At 70.8% G+C, this 19819-nt stretch carries 20 protein-coding genes; 6 read left to right on the top strand and 14 right to left on the bottom strand.

What is annotated here, in order from left to right:
* Window positions 1-28: 28 nt before the first annotated feature.
* Window positions 29-994: an ABC transporter ATP-binding protein gene (locus IEY56_RS23575; protein WP_189039280.1), complete on the top strand. Its 966-nt coding sequence runs from the start codon at window positions 29-31 to the stop codon at window positions 992-994.
* Between the two features lie 85 nt (window positions 995-1079).
* Here the strand turns inward: IEY56_RS23575 and IEY56_RS23580 are convergent, their stop codons facing one another.
* Window positions 1080-2378, bottom strand: coding sequence for an SGNH/GDSL hydrolase family protein (locus IEY56_RS23580; protein WP_189039335.1), 1299 nt, complete (start codon window positions 2376-2378; stop codon window positions 1080-1082).
* 228 nt (window positions 2379-2606) lie between these two features.
* On the opposite strand from IEY56_RS23580, the gene IEY56_RS23585 reads away from it, so the two are divergent.
* Window positions 2607-4130 carry a DUF445 domain-containing protein gene (locus IEY56_RS23585; protein WP_189039281.1) on the top strand — a complete coding sequence of 508 codons (1524 nt, stop codon included), beginning with the start codon at window positions 2607-2609 and terminating at the stop codon, window positions 4128-4130.
* 55 nt (window positions 4131-4185) lie between these two features.
* Here the strand turns inward: IEY56_RS23585 and IEY56_RS23590 are convergent, their stop codons facing one another.
* From IEY56_RS23590 to IEY56_RS23600, 3 genes are all read right to left on the bottom strand, one after another.
* The gene (locus IEY56_RS23590; protein ID WP_189039282.1) at window positions 4186-4566 is read right to left on the bottom strand and encodes a hypothetical protein; all 381 of its coding nucleotides are present in this window, start codon (window positions 4564-4566) and stop codon (window positions 4186-4188) included.
* 164 nt (window positions 4567-4730) lie between these two features.
* On the bottom strand, window positions 4731-5456 hold the full coding sequence (rph, locus tag IEY56_RS23595) for a ribonuclease PH (RefSeq protein WP_189039283.1): 726 nt from the start codon (window positions 5454-5456) through the stop codon (window positions 4731-4733).
* A gap of 65 nt (window positions 5457-5521) precedes the next feature.
* A complete protein-coding gene (locus IEY56_RS23600) occupies window positions 5522-5755 on the bottom strand; it encodes a PTS sugar transporter subunit IIB (protein WP_045866678.1) in 234 nt (77 codons plus the stop codon).
* Between the two features lie 348 nt (window positions 5756-6103).
* Here IEY56_RS23600 and IEY56_RS23605 point away from each other — a divergent pair, with 348 nt between their 5' ends.
* Window positions 6104-7540 (top strand): PTS transporter subunit EIIC, encoded by a 1437-nt coding sequence (locus IEY56_RS23605; protein ID WP_229712146.1) that lies wholly within the window; start codon window positions 6104-6106, stop codon window positions 7538-7540.
* Between the two features lie 166 nt (window positions 7541-7706).
* On the opposite strand, the gene IEY56_RS23610 is transcribed toward IEY56_RS23605, so the two are convergent.
* Window positions 7707-8468 carry an MBL fold metallo-hydrolase gene (locus tag IEY56_RS23610; protein WP_189039284.1) on the bottom strand — a complete coding sequence of 254 codons (762 nt, stop codon included), beginning with the start codon at window positions 8466-8468 and terminating at the stop codon, window positions 7707-7709.
* Between the two features lie 164 nt (window positions 8469-8632).
* Between IEY56_RS23610 and IEY56_RS23615 the strand changes: the two genes are divergently transcribed.
* Complete coding sequence (locus IEY56_RS23615; protein ID WP_189039285.1) at window positions 8633-9070, top strand: type II toxin-antitoxin system PemK/MazF family toxin; 438 nt, start codon at window positions 8633-8635, stop codon at window positions 9068-9070.
* 96 nt (window positions 9071-9166) lie between these two features.
* Here IEY56_RS23615 and IEY56_RS23620 read toward each other — a convergent pair whose 3' ends face one another.
* The 7 genes from IEY56_RS23620 to clpS form a co-directional block, all read right to left on the bottom strand.
* Complete coding sequence (locus tag IEY56_RS23620; RefSeq protein ID WP_189039286.1) at window positions 9167-10117, bottom strand: PLP-dependent cysteine synthase family protein; 951 nt, start codon at window positions 10115-10117, stop codon at window positions 9167-9169.
* Window positions 10117-10422: a MoaD/ThiS family protein gene (locus IEY56_RS23625; RefSeq protein ID WP_045866674.1), complete on the bottom strand. Its 306-nt coding sequence runs from the start codon at window positions 10420-10422 to the stop codon at window positions 10117-10119. Before IEY56_RS23625 ends, IEY56_RS23620 begins: the two co-directional genes overlap by 1 nt.
* Before the next feature lie 108 nt (window positions 10423-10530).
* Window positions 10531-10662, bottom strand: a complete 132-nt coding sequence (locus IEY56_RS23630) for a putative leader peptide (RefSeq protein WP_373292172.1) — start codon at window positions 10660-10662, stop codon at window positions 10531-10533.
* 112 nt (window positions 10663-10774) lie between these two features.
* Window positions 10775-11200, bottom strand: coding sequence for a M67 family metallopeptidase (locus tag IEY56_RS23635; RefSeq protein ID WP_189039288.1), 426 nt, complete (start codon window positions 11198-11200; stop codon window positions 10775-10777).
* A gap of 147 nt (window positions 11201-11347) precedes the next feature.
* Complete coding sequence (locus IEY56_RS23640) at window positions 11348-12799, bottom strand: amino acid permease (RefSeq protein WP_189039289.1); 1452 nt, start codon at window positions 12797-12799, stop codon at window positions 11348-11350.
* 455 nt (window positions 12800-13254) lie between these two features.
* Window positions 13255-13881: a DUF2017 domain-containing protein gene (locus IEY56_RS23645; protein WP_189039290.1), complete on the bottom strand. Its 627-nt coding sequence runs from the start codon at window positions 13879-13881 to the stop codon at window positions 13255-13257.
* Window positions 13881-14192, bottom strand: coding sequence for an ATP-dependent Clp protease adapter ClpS (clpS, locus tag IEY56_RS23650; protein WP_045866669.1), 312 nt, complete (start codon window positions 14190-14192; stop codon window positions 13881-13883). Before clpS ends, IEY56_RS23645 begins: the two co-directional genes overlap by 1 nt.
* A 125-nt stretch (window positions 14193-14317) precedes the next feature.
* Between clpS and IEY56_RS23655 the strand changes: the two genes are divergently transcribed.
* Entirely contained in the window at window positions 14318-15646 is a 1329-nt protein-coding gene (locus IEY56_RS23655; protein ID WP_189039291.1) for a nicotinate phosphoribosyltransferase, read from the top strand.
* Window positions 15647-15772: 126 nt separating this feature from the next.
* Window positions 15773-16366: an isochorismatase family protein gene (locus IEY56_RS23660; protein WP_189039292.1), complete on the top strand. Its 594-nt coding sequence runs from the start codon at window positions 15773-15775 to the stop codon at window positions 16364-16366.
* A gap of 162 nt (window positions 16367-16528) precedes the next feature.
* Here the strand turns inward: IEY56_RS23660 and IEY56_RS28675 are convergent, their stop codons facing one another.
* Window positions 16529-16807 carry a hypothetical protein gene (locus IEY56_RS28675; protein ID WP_229712156.1) on the bottom strand — a complete coding sequence of 93 codons (279 nt, stop codon included), beginning with the start codon at window positions 16805-16807 and terminating at the stop codon, window positions 16529-16531.
* A gap of 387 nt (window positions 16808-17194) precedes the next feature.
* Window positions 17195-19630: an immune inhibitor A domain-containing protein gene (locus tag IEY56_RS23670; protein WP_189039294.1), complete on the bottom strand. Its 2436-nt coding sequence runs from the start codon at window positions 19628-19630 to the stop codon at window positions 17195-17197.
* Window positions 19631-19819: the final 189 nt, after the last annotated feature.

Genomic DNA, 19819 nt, shown 5'->3' on the forward strand with positions numbered 1-19819 from the left:
GTGCACGCCGGCGAGTGGGGAGGGACGGATGACGGACGACGGATTCATCGTGCTGGAGGACGTGGAGAAGGTCTTCCAGGTGCGCCGCAGAGCACGCGGCCGGCTGCGCCGCGAACGGCACGAGGTGCGGGCGGTGGACGGCATCTCGTGTGCCGTCGCGCGCGGGGAGATGGTCGGGTACATCGGGCCGAACGGCGCCGGGAAGTCGACGACGATCAAGATGCTCACCGGCATCCTCACGCCCAGCGGCGGGCGTCTGCGGGTGGCGGGCATCGACCCCTCCCGTCAGCGTGCGCGGCTGGCCCGCCGGATCGGCGTCGTGTTCGGGCAGCGCACCACGCTGTGGTGGGACCTTCCGCTGCGGGACTCCTACGCGTTGATGCGTCGCATGTACCGCGTCCCCGAGGCGCGCTTCCGGGCGAACCTCGACCGGTGCGTCGAGCTGCTCGATCTCGGCGGTCTCCTCGAAGTCCCGGTGCGTCAGCTGTCGTTGGGGCAGCGGATGCGCGGAGACATCACCGCCGCGCTGCTGCACGACCCGGAGGTGCTCTACCTCGACGAGCCGACGATCGGCCTCGACGTCGTCAGCAAGGCGACGGTGCGGCGCTTCCTGAGGGAGCTCAACGCGTCGCTGGGCACGACGGTGCTGCTGACGACGCACGACCTGACCGACATCGAGCAGCTCTGCGAGCGCGTCATGGTCATCGACCACGGCCGCCTCATGTACGACGGCGCGCTCGGCGGCCTGCACGAGGTCGGCGAGAGCGAGCGGACCCTGGTGGTGGACCTGGAGAGGGAGTTGCCGCCGATCGAGGGGATCGAGGGCGCGCGGACGGTGCGGACGCGGGGGCCGCGCCAGTGGCTCGCCTTCCCCGCGTCGGCGAGCGCCGCGCCGATCGTCTCGCAGGTGGCCGACGGGTATCCGCTGGTCGACCTGTCCGTGCGGGAACCCGACATCGAGGACGTCATCGCCCGTATGTACTCGGGCCTTTGACCCCGCCGCGACGCACCGACGGCGCGGGGGTGGCGCGGCCGGGCCCGCACCAAGCGCGGGGCGCGTCAGGTGCGGGCGGGGCGCGTCAGGTGCGGGCGGGCCCGGAGCCCCTGAGCTGCTTCAGGTCGAGCGCCTCGGCCATCGCGCGGTAGCCGTTGTCGCTGGGGTGCAGGTGGTCGCCCGAGTCGTAGGCGGGGCGCAGCCGGCTGGGGTTGGCCGGGTCCCGCAGGGCGGCGTCGAAGTCGACGACGGCGTCGAAGACCTTGCCGGAGCGGATCTGCTCGTTGACCTGCTGCCGTGTGGCGTCCAGCTGCGGCCTGAAGCCGCGGTGCCCGCCGAAGGGCGTGAGAGTGCCGCCGACCACGCGCAGTCCGCGGGCGTGCGCGGCCTTCACCAACTGCCGCAGTCCGTCGACGATCTGGTCGGCGTTGTGCCGTCGCGGCGGCTTGATGATGTCGTTGAGGCCCATCTCTATGACGACTGCCTTCACACCGGTCCGTGAGAGGACGTCGCGCTCGGCGCGGGTGAGGGCGCTGGGCCCGTTGTTGGGCGAGTAGCGGCTGCCGTCGACGAGGACGCGGTTCCCGCTGATGCCGCCGTTGAGGACGCTGTAGGAGGGCGCGTCGCGCTCGGTGCGCAGCCGTTCGGCGAGGAAGTCCGTCCAGCGGCGGTTGGCTCCGGGGCTGGAGGTGATGCCGTCGGTGATGGAGTCGCCGAGGACGGCGACGGCGCCGCGTGCCTCGTTCGTCCACACGTCCACCGCGGTCAAGTAGCGCCAGTACGGGCTCTGCTGGGTGAACGCGGTGCCCGAGGTCTCGTCCGCGCGGTCTCCCTGTGCGACGTAGCTGGTCTGCCGCGCGTAGGGGTGGTAGGTCACGGGGCCGGAGGGGCTGGGCGAGTACGTCGTGACGAGGACGTCGGCGGCGTGGGGGACGTTGAGCCGCACGGGGTCGCTGGTGACGGTGCGGCCCGGGGCGATGGTGACGCTGCGGTCCTTGTCGAACGTCAGCCGCCGCATGGTGCCCGTGGCGGCGGTGGGGTTGCTCGGGGCCGCCGCGAGGGCGAGCGTCGCGTGAGTGACGGTCAGGGGCTTCGTGCCGTACAGGTTGGAGAGGGTGATGCGGGCACCGGTGCCGCCCACGGAGGTGTGGACGATGTTGCGTATCGACATCTTCGCGAACCCGGCCTGCGTCTCGGGCTCGGCTGCGACCGCCGGGGCGGACCATGTCCCCACCCATGAGCCCGAGGAGGCGGGTGCGGCGTTGTCGCGAGCGCCCTGAGAGGTGCCGTCGAGGCTGCCGTCGTCGCTGCCGACACCGATGAAGACAGCTGTCGAGACAAGCACGACGATGGCCGCCAGTCCGGCCAGCAAGGCATAACCCATGTTTCTGGTCACGCTCGGTGTATCTCCTCGGGCAGGCGGAGCCCGAGGCTCCGAGTGGTCGCGGTGGCATGGTCCCACGATCGCGGCGGGGTCCTCCCGCGGGGTCGGCCCAGGCCTGAGGGCGACTGCGTCGTCACCCGCACTGACAGACGCCGGAATGCCGGGCTTCGTTCCACCTGTCAGGCACCTTGGGACACTGTAGGGGGGACTGGTCGAACGGTGGAGTGGATGGATCGGGCAAAAGCGGGCGAGGTCTCTGCCGGTGACGACGGCGGAGTGAGAGCAATCACAGGCCGGGCGGACGCTCTTCCGCCGGGCTCCAACGGGCTTGCCCGGCAGGCGACTTCGCCCGGCGGAGGCCCGGGCGGGGCTGCCGGCGAAGGCCCTCCGGCCGGAGGAGGGCGCGGCCGCGGAGGGGGCCCGCCTTCGGGGCCGGGGCCCGGCGGGCAGGCCGGCGGAGGCGGCGGGCGCCGCGCGAACCCCGGGGCGATGAACACCTTCACGGAGGCGGACGAGGAGCGCCGGCGGGGCGTTCGGCGCATGAAGACGATCGCCACGGGGGCTTTGCTGCTGATGGCGGCCGTCTTCGTGCTGGCCAAGTGGGCGCAGCACGAGGGCGCGGGCGCCTGGAGCGGTTACGTCGCGGCTGCCGCCGAGGCCGGGATGGTGGGTGCGCTGGCGGACTGGTTCGCGGTGACGGCTCTCTTCCGCCATCCGCTGGGGCTGCCCATCCCGCACACCGCGATCATCCCCACGAAGAAGGACCAACTCGGTCTGAGTCTGGGTGAGTTCGTGGGCGAGAACTTTCTCTCCTCCGTTGTGGTGCGGGAGCGGCTGCGTGCCGTCGGCATCGGCAGCAGGCTCGGGGCGTGGCTCGCCGACCCGGAGCACGCCGACCGTGTCACCGCCGAGTCGGCCACCGCTCTGCGCGGTGCTCTCGCCGTGCTGCGCGACTCGGACGTGCAGGCCGTCGTCGGTGAGGCGATCACGCGCCGCGCGAACGCGCAGGAGATCGCACCGGGTCTGGGCGCGCTGCTGGAGCGGGTCGTCGTGGACGGAGGCCACCGCCGGCTGGTCGACCTGGTGTGCGCGCGGGCCGCGGAGTGGCTGGAGGAGCACAGCGATTCGGTCATGGAGGCGGTCACGGGCGGCGCGCCGGGCTGGACGCCCCGCTTCGTGGACCGGCGCGTGGGCGACCGCGTCTACCGGGAGTTGCTGCGTTTCGTCACGGAGATGCGGGACATGCCGGACCATCCGGCTCGCGGTGCCGTCGACCGGTTCCTGACGGACTTCGCCGCGGATCTGCGTTCGGACGAGGAGACGCGGGCCCGGGTCGAACGTCTGAAGAGCGAGGTGCTGGCGCGCCGCGAGGTGCAGGACCTGATCGCTTCGGCGTGGGCCGCGGTCCGCTCGATGATGGTCGCCGCCGCCGAGGACGAGCGCAGCGAACTCCGCGTGAGGACGCGGACGTCGCTGCTGTCGCTCGGCCACCGCATGGCGGCGGACGGACGCCTGCAGGGCAAGGTCGACGGGTGGATCGAGGACGCCGCGGTGTACGTCGTGACGACCTACCGGAACGAGATCACCTCGTTGATCACCGAGACCGTGGCGGGCTGGGACGCGGAGCACACGTCGAAGAAGATCGAGGCGCACATCGGCCGCGACCTGCAGTTCATCCGCCTCAACGGCACCGTGGTGGGCGCCCTCGCGGGTCTGGCGATCTACACGATCGTGCGGCTGACCGGGAGTTGAGCCCGGGAGGCAGGGCGCGCGGCTGCCGGGGCCGCCGCGCGTCCGCCCGGGACGGCTACTCGGGGCTGCAGACCTTGGTCAGTTCGTCGGCGGCCTTGCCCACGGGCCGGACGTCCGGGTCGCGGCCCGCCTCGACGGCCTTGCCCGCGTCCTCGACGGCGGTCCTCATGTGGTCCGCGGCCTTGCTGACGTCGGAGTCGCCCGTGCCCTCGTCGATCTTCTTCAGGCTCTTCTCTATGCGGTCGATCGACCTCTGGGCCTGCGTCGGGTCCTCGGAGGCCTGGTCGGCGGCCTGCTGGAGGTCGTCGGCGGCTTCGGCGACGGTGACCGCGGTGTTGGCGCAGCTGATCGCCTTGTCCACCGCGCTGCACCCGGTGAGCGCCAGGGACGACAACGCGACGACGCCGAAGACGGCCGGCACGAGGGAACGACGCACGGGAACCCCTTCTGTGTATGTGGACGGGCCGCACGGAATGACCCGCACGGCCCGTACCCCCTTAGACGTGCGGCAGGGCTGTGAAGTTTCCTCTCCGCACACCGAATTTCGGCCGAACCGTCCGGCGGGGTGCGCCGTCCGCCCTGCCGGGCCCGGCCGTTGGCTCAGCCGCCGACCGCCTGCCGCTGCGCGCCGTCGAGTTGGAGGCAGCCCTTGACGGCGAGGTCGAGGAGCGCGTCGAGCTCCTCGCGGGCGAACGGCGCGCCCTCCGCGGTGCCTTGCACCTCGACGAAGCGCCCGTCGCCGGTGCAGACGACGTTCATGTCGGTCTCCGCGCGCACGTCCTCCTCGTAGCAGAGGTCCAGCAGCGGCACGCCGTCGACGATGCCGACGCTGACCGCCGAGACGGTGCCCTTCAGCGGCTGGGACTTGCCCTTGATCAGTTTCTTCCCCTGCGCCCAGCGGACGGCGTCGGCCAGTGCGACGTAGGCGCCGGTGATGGCCGCGGTGCGGGTGCCGCCGTCGGCCTGGAGCACGTCGCAGTCGAGCACGACGGTGTTCTCCCCGAGGGCCTTGTAGTCCACGACGGCCCGCAGGGATCGTCCGATGAGGCGGGAGATCTCGTGCGTGCGGCCGCCGATCTTTCCGCGGACGGACTCCCGGTCGCCGCGGGTGTTCGTGGAACGGGGCAGCATCGCGTACTCGGCGGTCACCCACCCCTCGCCGCTTCCCTTGCGCCAGCGCGGTACCCCTTCCGTGACGCTGGCGGTGCACAGGACCCGGGTGTCGCCGAAGGAGATCAGGACAGATCCCTCGGCGTGCTTGCTCCAGTCGCGTTCGATGGTGATGGGGCGCAACTGGTCGGCCGTACGGCCGTCGATACGAGTCATGGTCCGAGCCTAGTCCGTAGCCGGAAGGCCCCGTTCAGCCGAACGGCCCATCAGCCGCGCCCGGCTCACAGCATGTCCTCGATCTCCCCCGCGAGCGGGTCGGCGTCGGTGCCGATGACGATCTGCACGGCCGATCCCATCTTGACGACGCCGTGGGCGCCGGCCGACCGCAGCGCGGCCTCGTCGACCAGCGAGGGGTCCTCGACCTCGGTGCGCAGGCGTGTGATGCAGCCCTCGATCTCGGCGATGTTGTCGAGGCCGCCGAGCCCGGCGACGATCTTCTCGGCCTTGCTGCTCATGTGTCTTCTCCTCGTCTGCGGGCCTGGTCGCCGGCGCCGCCGGCGCACTCCGCGGGAGTTCTGCACCAGTATGCGCCAAGCCGTCCGCAACGCCCGCCGCGGAACCCGAAGAGGGCCGGGCCCCGAACGGACGCCCGTCCGTGCCCCGCTCGTACCCCGCACGACCGCCCGCCCGGCCGGCCTGTCGCCCCAGGAGCCGGGAGCAGCGGAGGCCGGGTGTGCCACACGCGAGGCACCCCGCAGATGATCCGTTTTCCCCCGGAACGCGTACATGCTAAAAGAGGTCTAAACCATTTACAGGGTCTGCTCCACACGGCGCGACCTCCCGCAGACCACTGGAGGAAGTTGATGACCACGGCATCCCAGGCTCCTGGCAGGGGCCGCGGCTCGGGCGCTATGGCCGTCGCCCAGCGCATCGGCCGCAGCCTCATGCTGCCGATCGCCACCCTGCCGGCCGCCGCCCTGATGGTCCGGCTGGGCCAGCCCGACATGCTCGGACGCCCCGGCTTCCCGGCCTCCGTCAACCGCATCGCCGAGTTCCTCGCCGCGGGCGGCGGCGCGCTGATCGACAACATGCCGCTGCTGTTCGCGGTCGGCATCGCCGTGGGCTTCGCCCGCAAGTCGGACGGATCGACGGCGCTTGCGGCGGTGGTCGGCTACCTGGTCTTCAAGAACGTCCTGGAGACCTTCACGGACGGCAACCTCCCCAAGGTCGAGGAGGTCGTCGACGGCAAGGTGGGCACCGTCGCGCCGCCGGTGGACGCAGGCGTCCTCGGCGGCGTGATCATGGGGCTCGTGGTCGCCCTGCTCTACCAGCGCTACTACCGCAAGAAGCTGCCCGAATGGCTGGGCTTCTTCGGCGGACGGCGGCTCGTGCCGATCCTCTCAGCCTTCGCGGGCCTGTTCATCGGCGTGCTCTTCGGCTACATCTGGCCCGTGCTGGGCACAGGGCTGCACAGCTTCGGCGAGTGGCTCGTCGGCTCCGGCGCGGCGGGCGCGGGCGTGTACGGCGTCGCGAACCGGGCGCTGATCCCGATCGGCATGCACCACCTCCTCAACTCCTTCCCGTGGTTCCAGGCCGGCTCCTTCAAGGGCCAGCACGGCGACATCGCCCGATTCCTGGCGGGCGACCCGAGCGCCGGCCAGTTCATGACGGGCTTCTTCCCGATCATGATGTTCGCGCTGCCCGCGGCCTGCCTCGCGATGTACCACTGCGCGCGCCCCGAGCGCCGCAAGGTCGTCGGCGGCCTGATGATCTCGCTGGCCCTGACCGCCTTCATCACCGGCGTCACCGAGCCGATCGAGTTCTCGTTCATGTTCATCGCGCCGGTGCTGTACGCGATCCACGCCGTCCTGACCGGTATCTCGATGGCGCTGGTGTGGGCACTGGGCATGAAGGACGGCTTCGGCTTCTCGGCCGGTGCGATCGACTTCCTGCTGAACCTGGGCATCGCCACCAACCCGTGGGGGCTGATGCTCGTCGGCCTGGCTTTCGCGGTGGTCTACTACGCGGTCTTCCGCTTCGCGATCGTCAAGTTCGACCTGCCCACCCCGGGCCGTGAGGCGCCCGAACCCGCCGAGGAGGAGAAGGCGGAACGGCCCGGCCGGGGCAGGCCGGCGCCGGCACCGGACGCCGTCGCGGTGGGCGTCACGGACAACGTGGCGGACAAGACGATGGAGAAGCAGGACCAGCGGCCCTCGACAGCCGCGAACCGGAGCGGCTCCGACGGACGCGACGGCGGCGACGAGGACGAGGGCAAGGACGAGGCCCACGCGAGGATCTGACGCCCACGCCGGGCGTCTCCCCGCCCGGTCACGCGCCTTCGCGCCCGCTGCGGTACCGCAGCGGGCGCGAAGGCGCGTGCGCCACAGGGGAGGGCGGAATGCGGAAGTACCGGGCAGAGGTGCCGACGGTGCCGTACCGAGGGGACGGAAGAGAGCGGAGGTGCTGCTACAGCTCGTAGACCGCGCCGGCCCTGGCCAGCTCCACAGGGCCGGCGAACGCGTCCTTGGCGTCCCGCAGGTTCACCTTGGCGTCCGTCCACGGCGGTACGTGTGTGAGGACCAGCTGCCCCACGCCCGCCGCCTGGGCGCACTCCCCCGCCTCGCGCCCGTTGAGATGCAGGTCGGGGATGGCTTCCTTGCCGTGAGTGAAGGACGCCTCGCACAGGAACAGGTCGGCGTCCGCGGCCAGATCGCACAGCGGCCCGCACGGACCGGTGTCACCCGAGTAGACGAGGCAGCGTCCGCTGTCCTTGTGCACGACGCGGAAGGCGTACGCCTCTACGGGGTGGGCGACCTTCTCCGTGGTGACCGCGAAGGGCCCCAGCTCGAACGAGCCCTTGGGCGCGAGTGTGCGGAAGTCGAAGACCTCGCTCATCGCCGAGGGTGAGGGGGTGTCGCCGTACGCGCTGTCGAGCCGCTGCTCGGTTCCCTGCGGGCCGTACACCGGAATGGGTGCGCAACGGCCGCCCTCGTGCCGGTAGTAGCGGGCCACGAAGTAGCCGCACATGTCGATGCAGTGGTCGGCGTGGAGGTGGCTGAGGATGACGGCGTCGAGGTCGTAGAGCCCGATGTGCCGCTGCAGCTCCCCGAGCGCGCCGTTCCCCATGTCGAGCAGCAGCCGGTAGCCGTCCGCTTCGACCAGATAGCTCGAACAGGGCGACTCCGCTGAGGGGAACGACCCGGAGCAGCCGACGACGGTGAGCTTCATGAAGCAGTGACCTCCGTAGGCGGCTGTGGGGTTTTTCGAGCCTAAGCCGCCTTGCGCTGCCTGTGGTCTCAGGAGCGTGCTGGTGTGGGCGGAATCACCAGCGCGGGGTACGGTCGGCAATCTGTGCGGTATGCGCGGTCCGGGGTCCTGGAGGCGATGCGGACGTGGGCACTTGGTGGTGGCTCGCCCTGGGCGCCGTCGTGGCGCTTTCCCTGGTGGCGGCGCTGGTCGACGGGGGCGCCCGGCTGGGTCCGCGCCGTCGCGTGCGCCGCGGCGGGGTGCCGCTGCCGCACCGCGGCCCGCGTCCCGGAGAGATCTGGTGGACGCGTGAACCGCTGCTCGTGCTCGTGCTGGCCGTGCGGATGGAGAGCGCCCGCGTGGTGCGTGTCACAGCCGAACGCCCCGGCGGGGCGGGCCAGGAGGGTTCGACCCGTAGGGGTCTCGCGCTTCCGCCCGGCACCGTCGCGGACACGCCGGGCCGTGTCAGCACGCTGCTCACCGACGACGTGAGGGACGTGGCGCTGCTGGAGTTCGCCCGCCGCGCCGGCGAGGTGGGCCCGGACACGTGGGACCAGGTGCGGCACCTCTCCGGCGGCGGCTGAACCCCGGGCCCGAGCCGCTTCCGGCGCTTCGCCGGCGGGCGCCGGGAGCGGCTCTTGGCCCTGTGAACTACTTCGCGCGTTACGGGAGTTGCGGGCTCACGCCCAGAGCTGCCCCTGCAGCGCCTCGACCGCGGCCTCCGTCGACTCGGCCGTGTAGATGCCCGTCGAGAGGTACTTCCAGCCGCCGTCGGCCACGACGAAGACGATGTCCGCGCTCTCCCCCGCCCGCACCGCCTTGCGGCCCACACCGATGGCGGCGTGCAGGGCGGCTCCTGTGGAAACGCCGGCGAAGATGCCTTCCTGCGCGAGGAGTTCACGCGTTCGCGTCACGGCGTCCTCCGAGCCGACGGAGAAGCGCCCGGTGAGCACGGACTCGTCGTACAGCTCGGGGACGAAGCCCTCGTCGAGGTTGCGGAGGCCGTACACCAGGTCGTCGTAGCGGGGTTCGGCGGCGACGATCTGGATGCCGGGCCGCTGTTCGCGCAGGTACCGGCCCGCGCCCATGAGCGTGCCCGTGGTGCCCAGGCCCGCGACGAAGTGCGTCACCGAGGGAAGGTCGGCGAGGATCTCCGGGCCCGTACCGGCGTAGTGGGCCGCGGAGTTGGCCTCGTTGCCGTACTGGTAGAGCATCACCCAGTCCGGGTTCGCCGCGGCGTGCTCCTTGGCGACCCGCACGGCGGTGTTCGAACCGCCCGCCGCCGGCGAGGAGATGATCTCAGCGCCCCACATGGCGAGGAGCTGCCGCCGCTCCTCGCTGGTGTTCTCCGGCATGACGCACACGATGCGGTAGCCCTTGAGCTTCGCCGCCATGGCGAGGGAGATGCCGGTGTTGCCGGAGGTGGGCTCGAGGATGGTGCAGCCGGGCGTCAACCGGCCGTCCTTCTCGGCCTGTTCGACCATGTGGAGGGCCGGGCGGTCCTTGATGGAGCCCGTGGGGTTGCGGTCCTCCAGCTTCGCCCAGATCCGCACGTCCTCCGAGAGCGACAGACGCGGGAGGCGGACGAGCGGGGTGCCGCCGACGGCGTCCAGCGGGGAGTCGTAGCGCATCAGCGCCGCGTTCCCCGCGCCTCCGCGGCGCCGGAGCCGCCCGCGACCGCGGGGAGGATCGTCACGTTGTCGCCGTCGCCGACCTTCGTGGTGATGCCGTCGAGGAAGCGGACGTCCTCGTCGTTGAGGTAGACGTTCACGAAGCGGCGCAGCTCGCCGCCCTCGACGAGGCGGTCCTGGATCCCCGCGTGCCGGCTCTCCAGGTCCTCGAAGAGCTCCTTGATGGTGCTGCCCTCGCCCGCGACCGACTTCTCGCCGTCGGTGTAGGTGCGGAGGATGGTCGGGATGCGGACCTCGATGGCCATGAGGGGGCTCCTGTGGATGTGGAGGCGGGCAGGACGGTACGGAAGTGCTTCGGCGGGATCGTGCCTGCGGGGCTCTTGCCGGCCGGGCGACCGCGCCGGCGGGCGGGCTCAGGCGCAGGCGTGCGTGCCGCGCGGGGAAGCCCCCAGTGCGCTGGCGAGGCGGCACAGGTCGACGTGCAGGCGCCCGACGAGCAGCGAGCCCGGGGTCTTCGAAGATGCACTCACGTCGTGGACAACCATGGGCTCATCGTAACGATTCCCGGTCGCCGGTCCCGATGTTCGTCCCATGATGCGGACGGAAGCGTCTCGGATGGCGATTCGTCCTGTTCTGTCCGGCACGTTCGGCACGCGTTCAGGACGCGCCGGCGATCTCGACGTCCTCTTCCGTGACGACGCCGTCCACGATGCGGAACGAACGGAAGGAGAACGGGCCCTCGTCGTTTCCGCACTCCGCGGTGGAGACCAGGACGTAGTGGGCGCCGGGCTCGTTGGCGTACGTGATGTCGGTGCGGGAGGGGTAGGCCTCGGTGGCCGTGTGCGAGTGGTAGATCACGACGGGCTCCTCGTCCCTGTCGTCCATCTCGCGGTAGAGGCGCAGCAGATCGGCGGAGTCGAACTCGTAGAACGTGGGCGAGCGCGCCGCGTTCAGCATCGGGATGAAGCGCTCGGGCCGGTCCGTGCCCGCCGGTCCCGCGATGACCCCGCACGCCTCGTCGGGGTGGTCCTTGCGGGCGTGGGCGACGATCTTGTCGTGCAGCTCCTTGGTGATGGTCAGCATGCCGGGAAGGATATGCGGCCTCTGTCCGCCGCGCCGCAGGCGGTGGGGCGGGGGCGCACGGTCCCGCGCCGGACGGGCGCCCGGCGCGGGCCCTGCCTCGCCGCGGCGGGTGCGGGGACGTGCGCCGCACCCACGTGACGGGCCTCGTCAGCGGGGCGGTCCGCCCTCGAACGTGTCCGGATTGCGGGCCTTGATCGTGAAGTACGCGACGGCGAGGCCGGCCGCCCACACCGGCGCCCCGTAGAGCGACACCCGGGCGTCCGGGTCGAAGCCCATGAGCACGACGACCAGCCCGATGAAGCCCAGCGCCACGAAGCCGGCGTACGGGGCGAAGGGCGCTTTGAACGTCGACTCGGGGAGCCTTCCCTGATCGGCCGCCCGGCGGTAGCGCAGGTGCGAGGCGAGGATCATGACCCACGCCCACATGCCGGAGATGGTGGCGAAGGAGACGACGTAGTCGAAGGCCTTGGACGGCCACTGGTAGTTGATCCACACGCCCGCCGTCATGAGCGCCGCGGAGAACGTCGTGCCCAGCAGCGGCAGCCCGTTGGCCGTCAGTCTGGTGAAGGCCTTCGGTCCCTGGCCGTTCAGCGCGAGGTCGCGCAGCATGCGGCCGGTGGAGTACATCCCGGAGTTGCAGGACGAGAGGGCGGCCGTCAGCACGACGAAGTTGACGATGGCCGCCCCGGCCGGGAGCCCGATCCTGGCGAACGCCGCGACGAACGGGCTCGTGCCCGGTTCGAAGGCCGTCCAGGAGACGACGGAGAGGATGACCGTGAGCGCACCGATGTAGAACAGCGCGATCCGCCACGGCACGGTGTTGACCGCCCGCGGCAGGGACTTCGCGGGATTCACCGACTCCCCCGCCGTGACGCCGACGAGTTCGACGGCGAGGAACGAGAACATCACGATCTGAAGGGTCATCAGGGTGCCGCCGAGACCCTTCGGGAAGAAGCCGCCGTCGGCCCAGAGATGGGTCACGGACGCCGTCTCCCCGGCGTCGGAGAAGCCGAGGGTGAGGACGCCGGCCCCGATGAGGATCATGCCGAGGATGGCGGTGACCTTGATCATCGAAAACCAGAACTCCAGCTCCCCGAAGAGCTTCACCGAGATCAGGTTCGCGCCGTACAGCACGAGCGTGAAGACGAGGGCGGACACCCATTGGGGGACGGCCGGCCACCAGTACTGCACGTACGTGGCGGCGGCGGTCACCTCGGTGATGCCGGTGACGACCCAGAACAGCCAGTAGGTCCAGCCGGTGACGAAGCCGAAGAAAGGGCCGAGGAACTCGCGCGCGTACTCGGAGAACGACCCCGAGACCGGGCGGTACATGAGGAGTTCGCCCAGCGCCCGCATGATGAAGTAGATGACGGCGCCCGCCAGCGCGTAGGCGAGGATCAGGCTGGGGCCCGCCTTGGTGATGGCCTTTCCGGCGCCGAGGAAGAGCCCCGTGCCGATCGCGCCGCCGATGGCGATCATCTGGATCTGCCGGCTGCCGAGCCCGCGCCGGTAGCCCTCCTCCGGAGGTGCGGAGCCGGTGAGTGTCCCGGTGCCGCCGCCCGTCGGAGCGCCGTGGCCGGAGACCTGCTCAGAGGTCATGTGTCGCGCCTTTCTCCATACCGGCCCGGGCGTCCCGGACCGGCCCCGATGCCCCGCCGCGGGAGCCGTGCGCACGCCTGCGGCCGGCCGGCCCGGCGCTGCCGCCGCGGTGGGGCGGCGCCGCGGCGGCAGTACGCGGATCCGCCGGCGGGTCTCACACCTGCCTCAGACGGAATCAGCCCGTACCGGAACAACCGGGGCCATCATCGGGGACGGCGCGGCCCTGCCGCGTGTCCGCCGCCGGGTCTGCCGGCCCCTCCCAGCGGACGGAGCAGCGGAACCGGACGGTGAGGGGTGCGGCGGTTCGGGGCGCGACGGCAGGAGGTCGGCCTTACGCGGTGGGGCGGCACCGGGGGCGCGGGCGGCTGGGACGGGCGGGAGGCGGCGGGCGCGGCGCGGACTGGCGGCCGGCGTCCCGGCCCCGCGCCGTCGGACGCCCTGACATACCGCTCCCGTCAGGGAAGCAGCGTCTCCACGAGCGTCTCCTGCAGGCCGCCGAGCCAGAGGTAGGCCATGACCATGGGCTTGCGCGGGTCCTCGTCCGGCAGCGAGTAGAGCTCGTTGCTCTCCTCGTCGTCCGTCACTTCGAGACGCGCACCGATGGCCAGGCGGAGGTCGTTGAGCGCGCCCAGCCACTGGCGCGACTCCTCCGGCTTCAGGGTGAGCACCGCACCGGCGGCGCCCTTCCCCGCCCCGGAGGGTCCAGAGGGAAGGTCGGGTGTCAGGGCGTCCAGCCCCCGGACGACGGCCAGGCCGTCCTCGCGCTTGCGCGCGCGCAGGTCGTTCTCGGTGAACCGGCGGAACTCGGCGGCGGCGCGGCGCTCTTCGTCGCTCTCCGTCCGCGCGCCCGGCCCGCCGCCGTAGGCGTCCGGGAAGAGGCGGGCGAGGGCGGGGTCGGTGGGCGGCTCCGTGGGGCCGTCGGCGAGCAGCGCCGCGAACGGGTCCTCGGTATCTGCGGGCTCCTCGCCCGGACCGATCAGCTCCAGGAGCTGGACGGCGAGACTGCGCAGAATGGAGATCTCGATCTCGTCCAGCGCGATGGCGGCCCCGCCGTCGCCGGTGGACTCGAAGTGGCCCGCCATCAGCGGTCCTGCTGGAGAGTCGCCCACAGCCCGTAGCCGTGCATCGCCTGCACGTCGCGCTCCATCTCTTCGCGGCTGCCGGTGGATACGACAGCCCGGCCCTTGTGGTGGACGTCCATCATCAGCTTCTTCGCCTTCTCCTTGGGATAGCCGAAGTAGCTCTGGAAGACGTAGGTCACGTAGCTCATGAGGTTCACGGGATCGTTGTGCACGATCGTCGCCCAGGGCAGATCCGGCTCCGGGACCTCGGCGGGTTTCTCGGCCGACTCGGGCAGTTCGATCTCGGCGGGGGCGACACTCACAGGTCCCATGCTGCCACTCAGGGGCGTCAGGTGGCCAAACGACCCGGACTCGATATCGTCAAAGTGACGAGATGTGCGGTACGCTCGGACGTGCCCCGCCCCTCCCAGGGGGCTCGCCGATGCGAGGAGTTCAAGTGACCATGGCCGACAGGGGACTGCCGGTGGCCGTGCCGTCGACGGCTCTCTTCACCGACCAGTACGAACTCACCATGCTCCAAGCCGCGTTGCGCGGCGGGACCGCCGAACGGCAGTGCGTCTTCGAGGTGTTCGCACGCCGGCTTCCGGAGGGCCGCCGCTACGGGGTGGTCGCCGGAACCGGCCGGGTCCTGGACGCGGTGGAGAACTTCTCCTTCGACGAGAAGGTGCTCGACTTCCTCCGGCAGCGCGGCATCGTCGACGGGCCCACGCTGCATTGGCTCTCCTCCTACCGCTTCAGGGGCGACATCCACGGCTACCCGGAGGGCGAGGTCTACTTCCCCGGCTCCCCCGTGATGCGGGTCCAGGGCACCTTCGCGGAGTGCGTGCTGCTGGAGACGGTGATCCTCTCGATCCTCAACCACGACTCCGCGGTCGCCGCCGCGGCGTCCCGGATGGCGGTCGCGGCGGGCGGGCGTCCACTGGTGGAGATGGGGGCGCGGCGCACGCACGAGCTGGCCGCGGTCGCCGCCTCCCGGGCCGCCTACGTCGGCGGCTTCACCTCGACCTCCGACCTCGCCGCCGGGTTCCGCTATGACATCCCCACCGTCGGCACCAGCGCGCACTCCTTCACCCTGCTCCACGACAGCGAGCGCGGGGCCTTCACCGCGCAGGTCGACTCCCTGGGCAGCGACACCACGCTGCTCGTCGACACGTACGACGTCACAGAAGCCGTGCGCGCCGCGGTCGACGTCGCGGGACCGGGCCTCGGCGCCGTCCGCATCGACTCCGGCGACCTGCTGCTGCTCGCGCACCGCGTCCGCCACCAGCTCGACGAACTCGGCGCGACGCAGACGAAGATCGTGGTCACCAGCGATCTCGACGAGTACGCCATCGCCTCGCTGGCCGCCGCGCCCGTCGACGCCTACGGCGTCGGCACCCAGCTCGTCACCGGCAGCGGCCACCCCACGGCCTCGATGGTCTACAAGCTCGTCGCCCGCGCGGACTCCGACGCGCCCGGCGCACCGCTGCGCCCCGTCGCGAAGAAGTCCATGGGCGGCAAGACCTCGCCGGGCGGCGCCAAATGGGCGGCGCGCCAGCTGGACGAGGACGGCGTCGCGATGGCCGAGGTGGTCGGCACGGGCGAGGTGCCGGAGGAGCTGGCGGACCGTCTGCTCCAGGTGGAGCTCGTCCGCGGCGGCAAGGTCGTCGCGAGGGAAGGGCTCGACGCCGTCCGCGGCCGCCACAAGGAGGCGCTGGCCGGACTGCCGATGTCGGCGATGCAACTCTCGCGCGGGGAGCCGGTGTTGCCGACGGAGTACGTCTGACGCACCGGGCGCCGGTGTTACGCGGGTGACATCGTGTGCGTGGGACCTCCCGCGAAGGCCGCGCAGTCCATAGGGTCGGGCCCGACCGACGTTCCCCGACCGCCCAGACCCCCGAAAGGCATCGACATGCACCGGGCACTGATCGTCGTAGACGTGCAGAACGACTTCTGCGAAGGCGGAAGCCTCGAGGTCAAGGGCGGTGCGGACGTGGCGGCAGCCATCACCGACCTGATCGGCGACGCTTCCACGGGCTACGACCACGTCGTGGCGACCCGCGACCACCACATCGAGCCGGGCGACCACTTCTCGGACAACCCCGACTTCGAGCACTCCTGGCCGCCGCACTGCGTCGCCGGAACCGAGGGCATCGGCTTCCACCCCAATTTCGCCCCCGCGGTGGCCGCCGGCTCGATCGACGCGGTCTTCAGCAAGGGCGCCTACACCGCCGCCTACAGCGGCTTCGAGGGCGAGGACGAGCACGGTGTCCCGCTCGCCGAGTGGCTGCGGCAGCGCGACGTGCGGGAGGTCGACGTCGTGGGCGTGGCCACCGACCACTGCGTGCGCGCGACCGCCCTCGACGCCGCCTCGGAGGGCTTCAGCACGCGCGTGCTGCTGGGGCTCACCGCGGGCGTCGCCCCGGGAACCACGCAGCACGCCATCGAACAGCTGCGCGACGCCGGTGTGGATCTGACCGGCACGCCGGTGCTGGCCGACGGCTGAGCGGGCGCCCGCGCACGCCTGAGCCCCCGCTGCGCGCGGGGGCTCCTGACGCGAGGGGTGCGGCTGAAGCGCCGGGCCGGCGCCTGGGGGCCGCGTGAGCCCGTGGGCCGGGAGGGGCCGGGAGAGGCGGGAGAGGCGGGCCCGGCGGCCCGGGAGGGCGCCCTACCCCGTGCGGACCCGGTGCGAGGGATGCAGCAGGGACTCGATCGGGTGCCACGCCTCGCGGTCGTCGCCGGGCGTCATGCGCCAGACCAGGCCGTCGGGGTGGTGCAGCACCGCTGTGATCTCGTCCGCGGTGGGCGGCTCCGCGTTGCCGCGGAGGTAGACCGACCGCATGCCCAGGTTCCGCAGCCTGGTCAGGGCACGAGCGCGGTTGAACGAGTGGACCAGCACACGGACGCGCGACTCGTCGCCGTACGGCCGCGCCGAGACGGCTCGCACCGTGTGCGGCTCGTCGGCATGCGCCGACCAGCGGCGGCCCCGGCGCTCCAGCCCGTCGTAGGCGCCGCCAGCGCGGCCCTGGCGCACAGCACCCGGCCCGGGCGCACGGTCGTCGGCGACCGCCTCCCGGCCCGCGTGCGGAGCCTCCCCCGTGACCGGTTCAGGCTGCCTGTGCAGCCGCTGAACCGGTACCGGCAACGTCAGCGCGACGATCACGCTTCCGTCCGGCAGCTGGACGAATCCGCCTCCAGCCATGATCAACAACACCCCCGCGAGAACTGTTCCGGTGGACCTCCGCGAAGGTCCGTCACGTGCATCTAAACGCGATCGGCCGTCGCCCGCCAGGGGGGCAACGGCCGATCATGTTTTGACCTGCAACGATGCAAATTAATTTGTGGAAGGTCTCACCTGAAGGGTGATCGTCTTACCCGAGCGGGACTGCTTGAGGATCTTGACCTGGGTGTTGGTGTCCGGCACCTTCACCCCGGCCGTCGGGTTGGACTTGTACCAGTACGTCCCCTTGTGGTCGTCGAAGACCGGAACGCCCCTCTTGCCCTTGACCTTCACGGCTTCGCCGTCGTTGTGGAGAGTGATCCCCTTCGAGGCGAATTTGCTGAACGGGGAGTCGTAGGCCTGCATGCGGTTCCGCAGCGGCGTGCCGTCCGACCACTTCTCCGGCTTGGCGTGGGCGTCCACCGGGAGGATCAGCCCCTCGCCGGGGTGCGCGGAGACGTTGTTGTCCAGCTGAGAGGTGTCCCAGAGCCAGAGCAGCAGCCCCTTCTCGTAGGCGTAGCGCTCGACCCAGTCGGGTCGCGTGGAGGCCCAACCGAAGTTGTACGGCCCGTACTTCAGCGCCTTGTCGTACGAGGAGTGGTTGCGGTTCTCGGCGAGGTAGAACTGCGCGTACGGCTTCGTGAAGGACTCTCCGATGCGCGAGAAGCCCTTCGTGGCCCAGCCGTTGTCGTCGTCGCCCTCGGCGCCGTCCTCGAAGATCTTCTCACCGTCTGCGGTGATGCTGATCGCGTCCGCGGCGAAGCCCTTCTGGGCCACCCCACCGTCCGTCAGATAACGGAAGCGAACATCAATCTTCTTCCCTGCGAACTCGTCGAGCGGGTACGAGAGATCGAGGTACGACTCCGACACCCCGGAGAGCGCAGGCTGGTCGCTGCCGTCCCGCGGGATGGGCTTGCCGTCGGCCGTTCCGTCGATCGGCGTCCACGTCTCGCCGCCGTCCTCGGAGACCTCGGTGTAGAGGAAGTCGTAGTTCTCCTCGATGTCCCACCAGCCCTGAAGGTCCAGCGACGCCTTGGACTTGCCGGTCAGGTCGACGCTGCGGCTGAGCGTGTTGCGCAGGTCGTCGCCGCTGCCGCTCCACCACTGCTTCTCGCCCTCGGCGGGCTTCGTGATGGTGGTGGTGACGTCCTTCTCGGGCAACTCGACTATGACGGCCTGCTTGTTCTTCGTCTGGTACGAGTGAGTGCCCAGCTTGTGCGTGGACTTGGTGGCGGCCTTCGCCTTGCCGTAGTCCAGCCAGCCCATCTGCAGCTTGTCCCAGGCGTTCATGTCGCCGGCGGAGTCGCCGATGGCGTCCTTGCCCTTGTTCAGCCAGGAGCCCACGGACATGATCGACCAGAAGCCGACCGAGTTCTCGCCCCCACCAGTGGTGTCGTAGTGGTCGGGCAGGCCCAGGTCGTGGCCGTACTCGTGGACGAAGACGCCCAGTCCGCCGTTCTCGGGCTGCGCGGTGTAGTCGCCGACCCACACGCCGGTGTCGCCGATCTCGGTGCCGCCGGCCTTGTTCTGCTCCGGACCGGTCTTGCCCGCGTCGCTGCCGTACGCGTACCAGCGGTGCGCCCAGATGGCGTTCTCACCCTCGGCACCGCCGCCGGCCGACTCGTCCTCGCCCGCGTGGACGAACTGGAAGTGGTCGATGTAGCCGTCCGACTCGTCGAAGTTGCCGTCCTCGTCGTAGTCGTAGCGGTCCCACTTGTCGTACTCGGCGAGCTGAGCGGCGATCTCCTCGTCGGTCTTGCCGTCGGCCTTCTGGTCCTCGACCCACTGGTTCACGCCGTCGCGGACGGCGTCCCACACGGTCGGGCAGTTGCTGTCGCCGCAGTAGTTGGAGCCGTAGCGCGCCTCGTTGTAGTCGACCTTGACCCAGTCGGAGACGGCGCCCTCGACGGAGTAGCGGCCGGAGGACTGCTTCTCGTAGTAGCTCTTGACCGAGTCCTCGGTCTTGTCCGAGAAGTAGAGGTCCTGGAAGTGCTTCTGGTCGAAGTCCTTCTTCCAGTACGTCGAGTTGTCGTCCTCGCGCTTCGGCGCCGGGATCTTGTTGTGGACGGGACCGGGGTCGCCGCCGTACTTCTCGTCGACCTTGTCGCCGAACTCGAGGAGGATGGTGAAGATCCTGTCGGTCTTCTCGCGCCCCAGCTCGACGTACTTGCCGCTGTCGAGCTTCGCGACCTTGGATCCCTTGCGGTCCACCAACTTGGCGTCGCCGCTGGCGACTTGCTCAAGGGCGGCCTGGCGCTGAGCCTGCTGCTCCGCGTCGAAGGGGCCCTTCAGGTTGTCCTCGCTGTGCCCGGCCTTGCGCTGGCCCGGCGTGCCGGGCTGCAGAAGCCCGGACTGCATTGCGGGATGTGCGGACGCCTGCGGCGCGTCGGCCGGCTGGGCCTGGGCCGCACTCGCGGGTATGAGTGCGGTCGCGCCTATCGCGGCGACTGCCGTCGCCAGCGTGGCTGCTCTCGATCTCTTGGATCGCCGTCTGCCGTTCACCTCTGCGGTGCCCTCCCCTGTGGAGTGATGTGACAGGAGGTATTTCATAGCAGCAGAGGGAGAAAAGACAGACCCTGATGCACAGATTCGTCCCGCTCGACCAAGTACCCCCGCTTGTCCATCAGTTGGGACGGCCCGAACCCCGTGCGACTGTGCGCCCCCTGTGCAACGCCGACGTGGCCGGGCTCACGCTTACCGTTGGGTGTGCCCGGGCATCCCGGTCGTAGAGTCTTACGA

The organism is Streptomyces daqingensis (assembly GCF_014645895.1).
In the GTDB taxonomy this organism is placed as follows: domain Bacteria; phylum Actinomycetota; class Actinomycetes; order Streptomycetales; family Streptomycetaceae; genus Streptomyces; species Streptomyces daqingensis.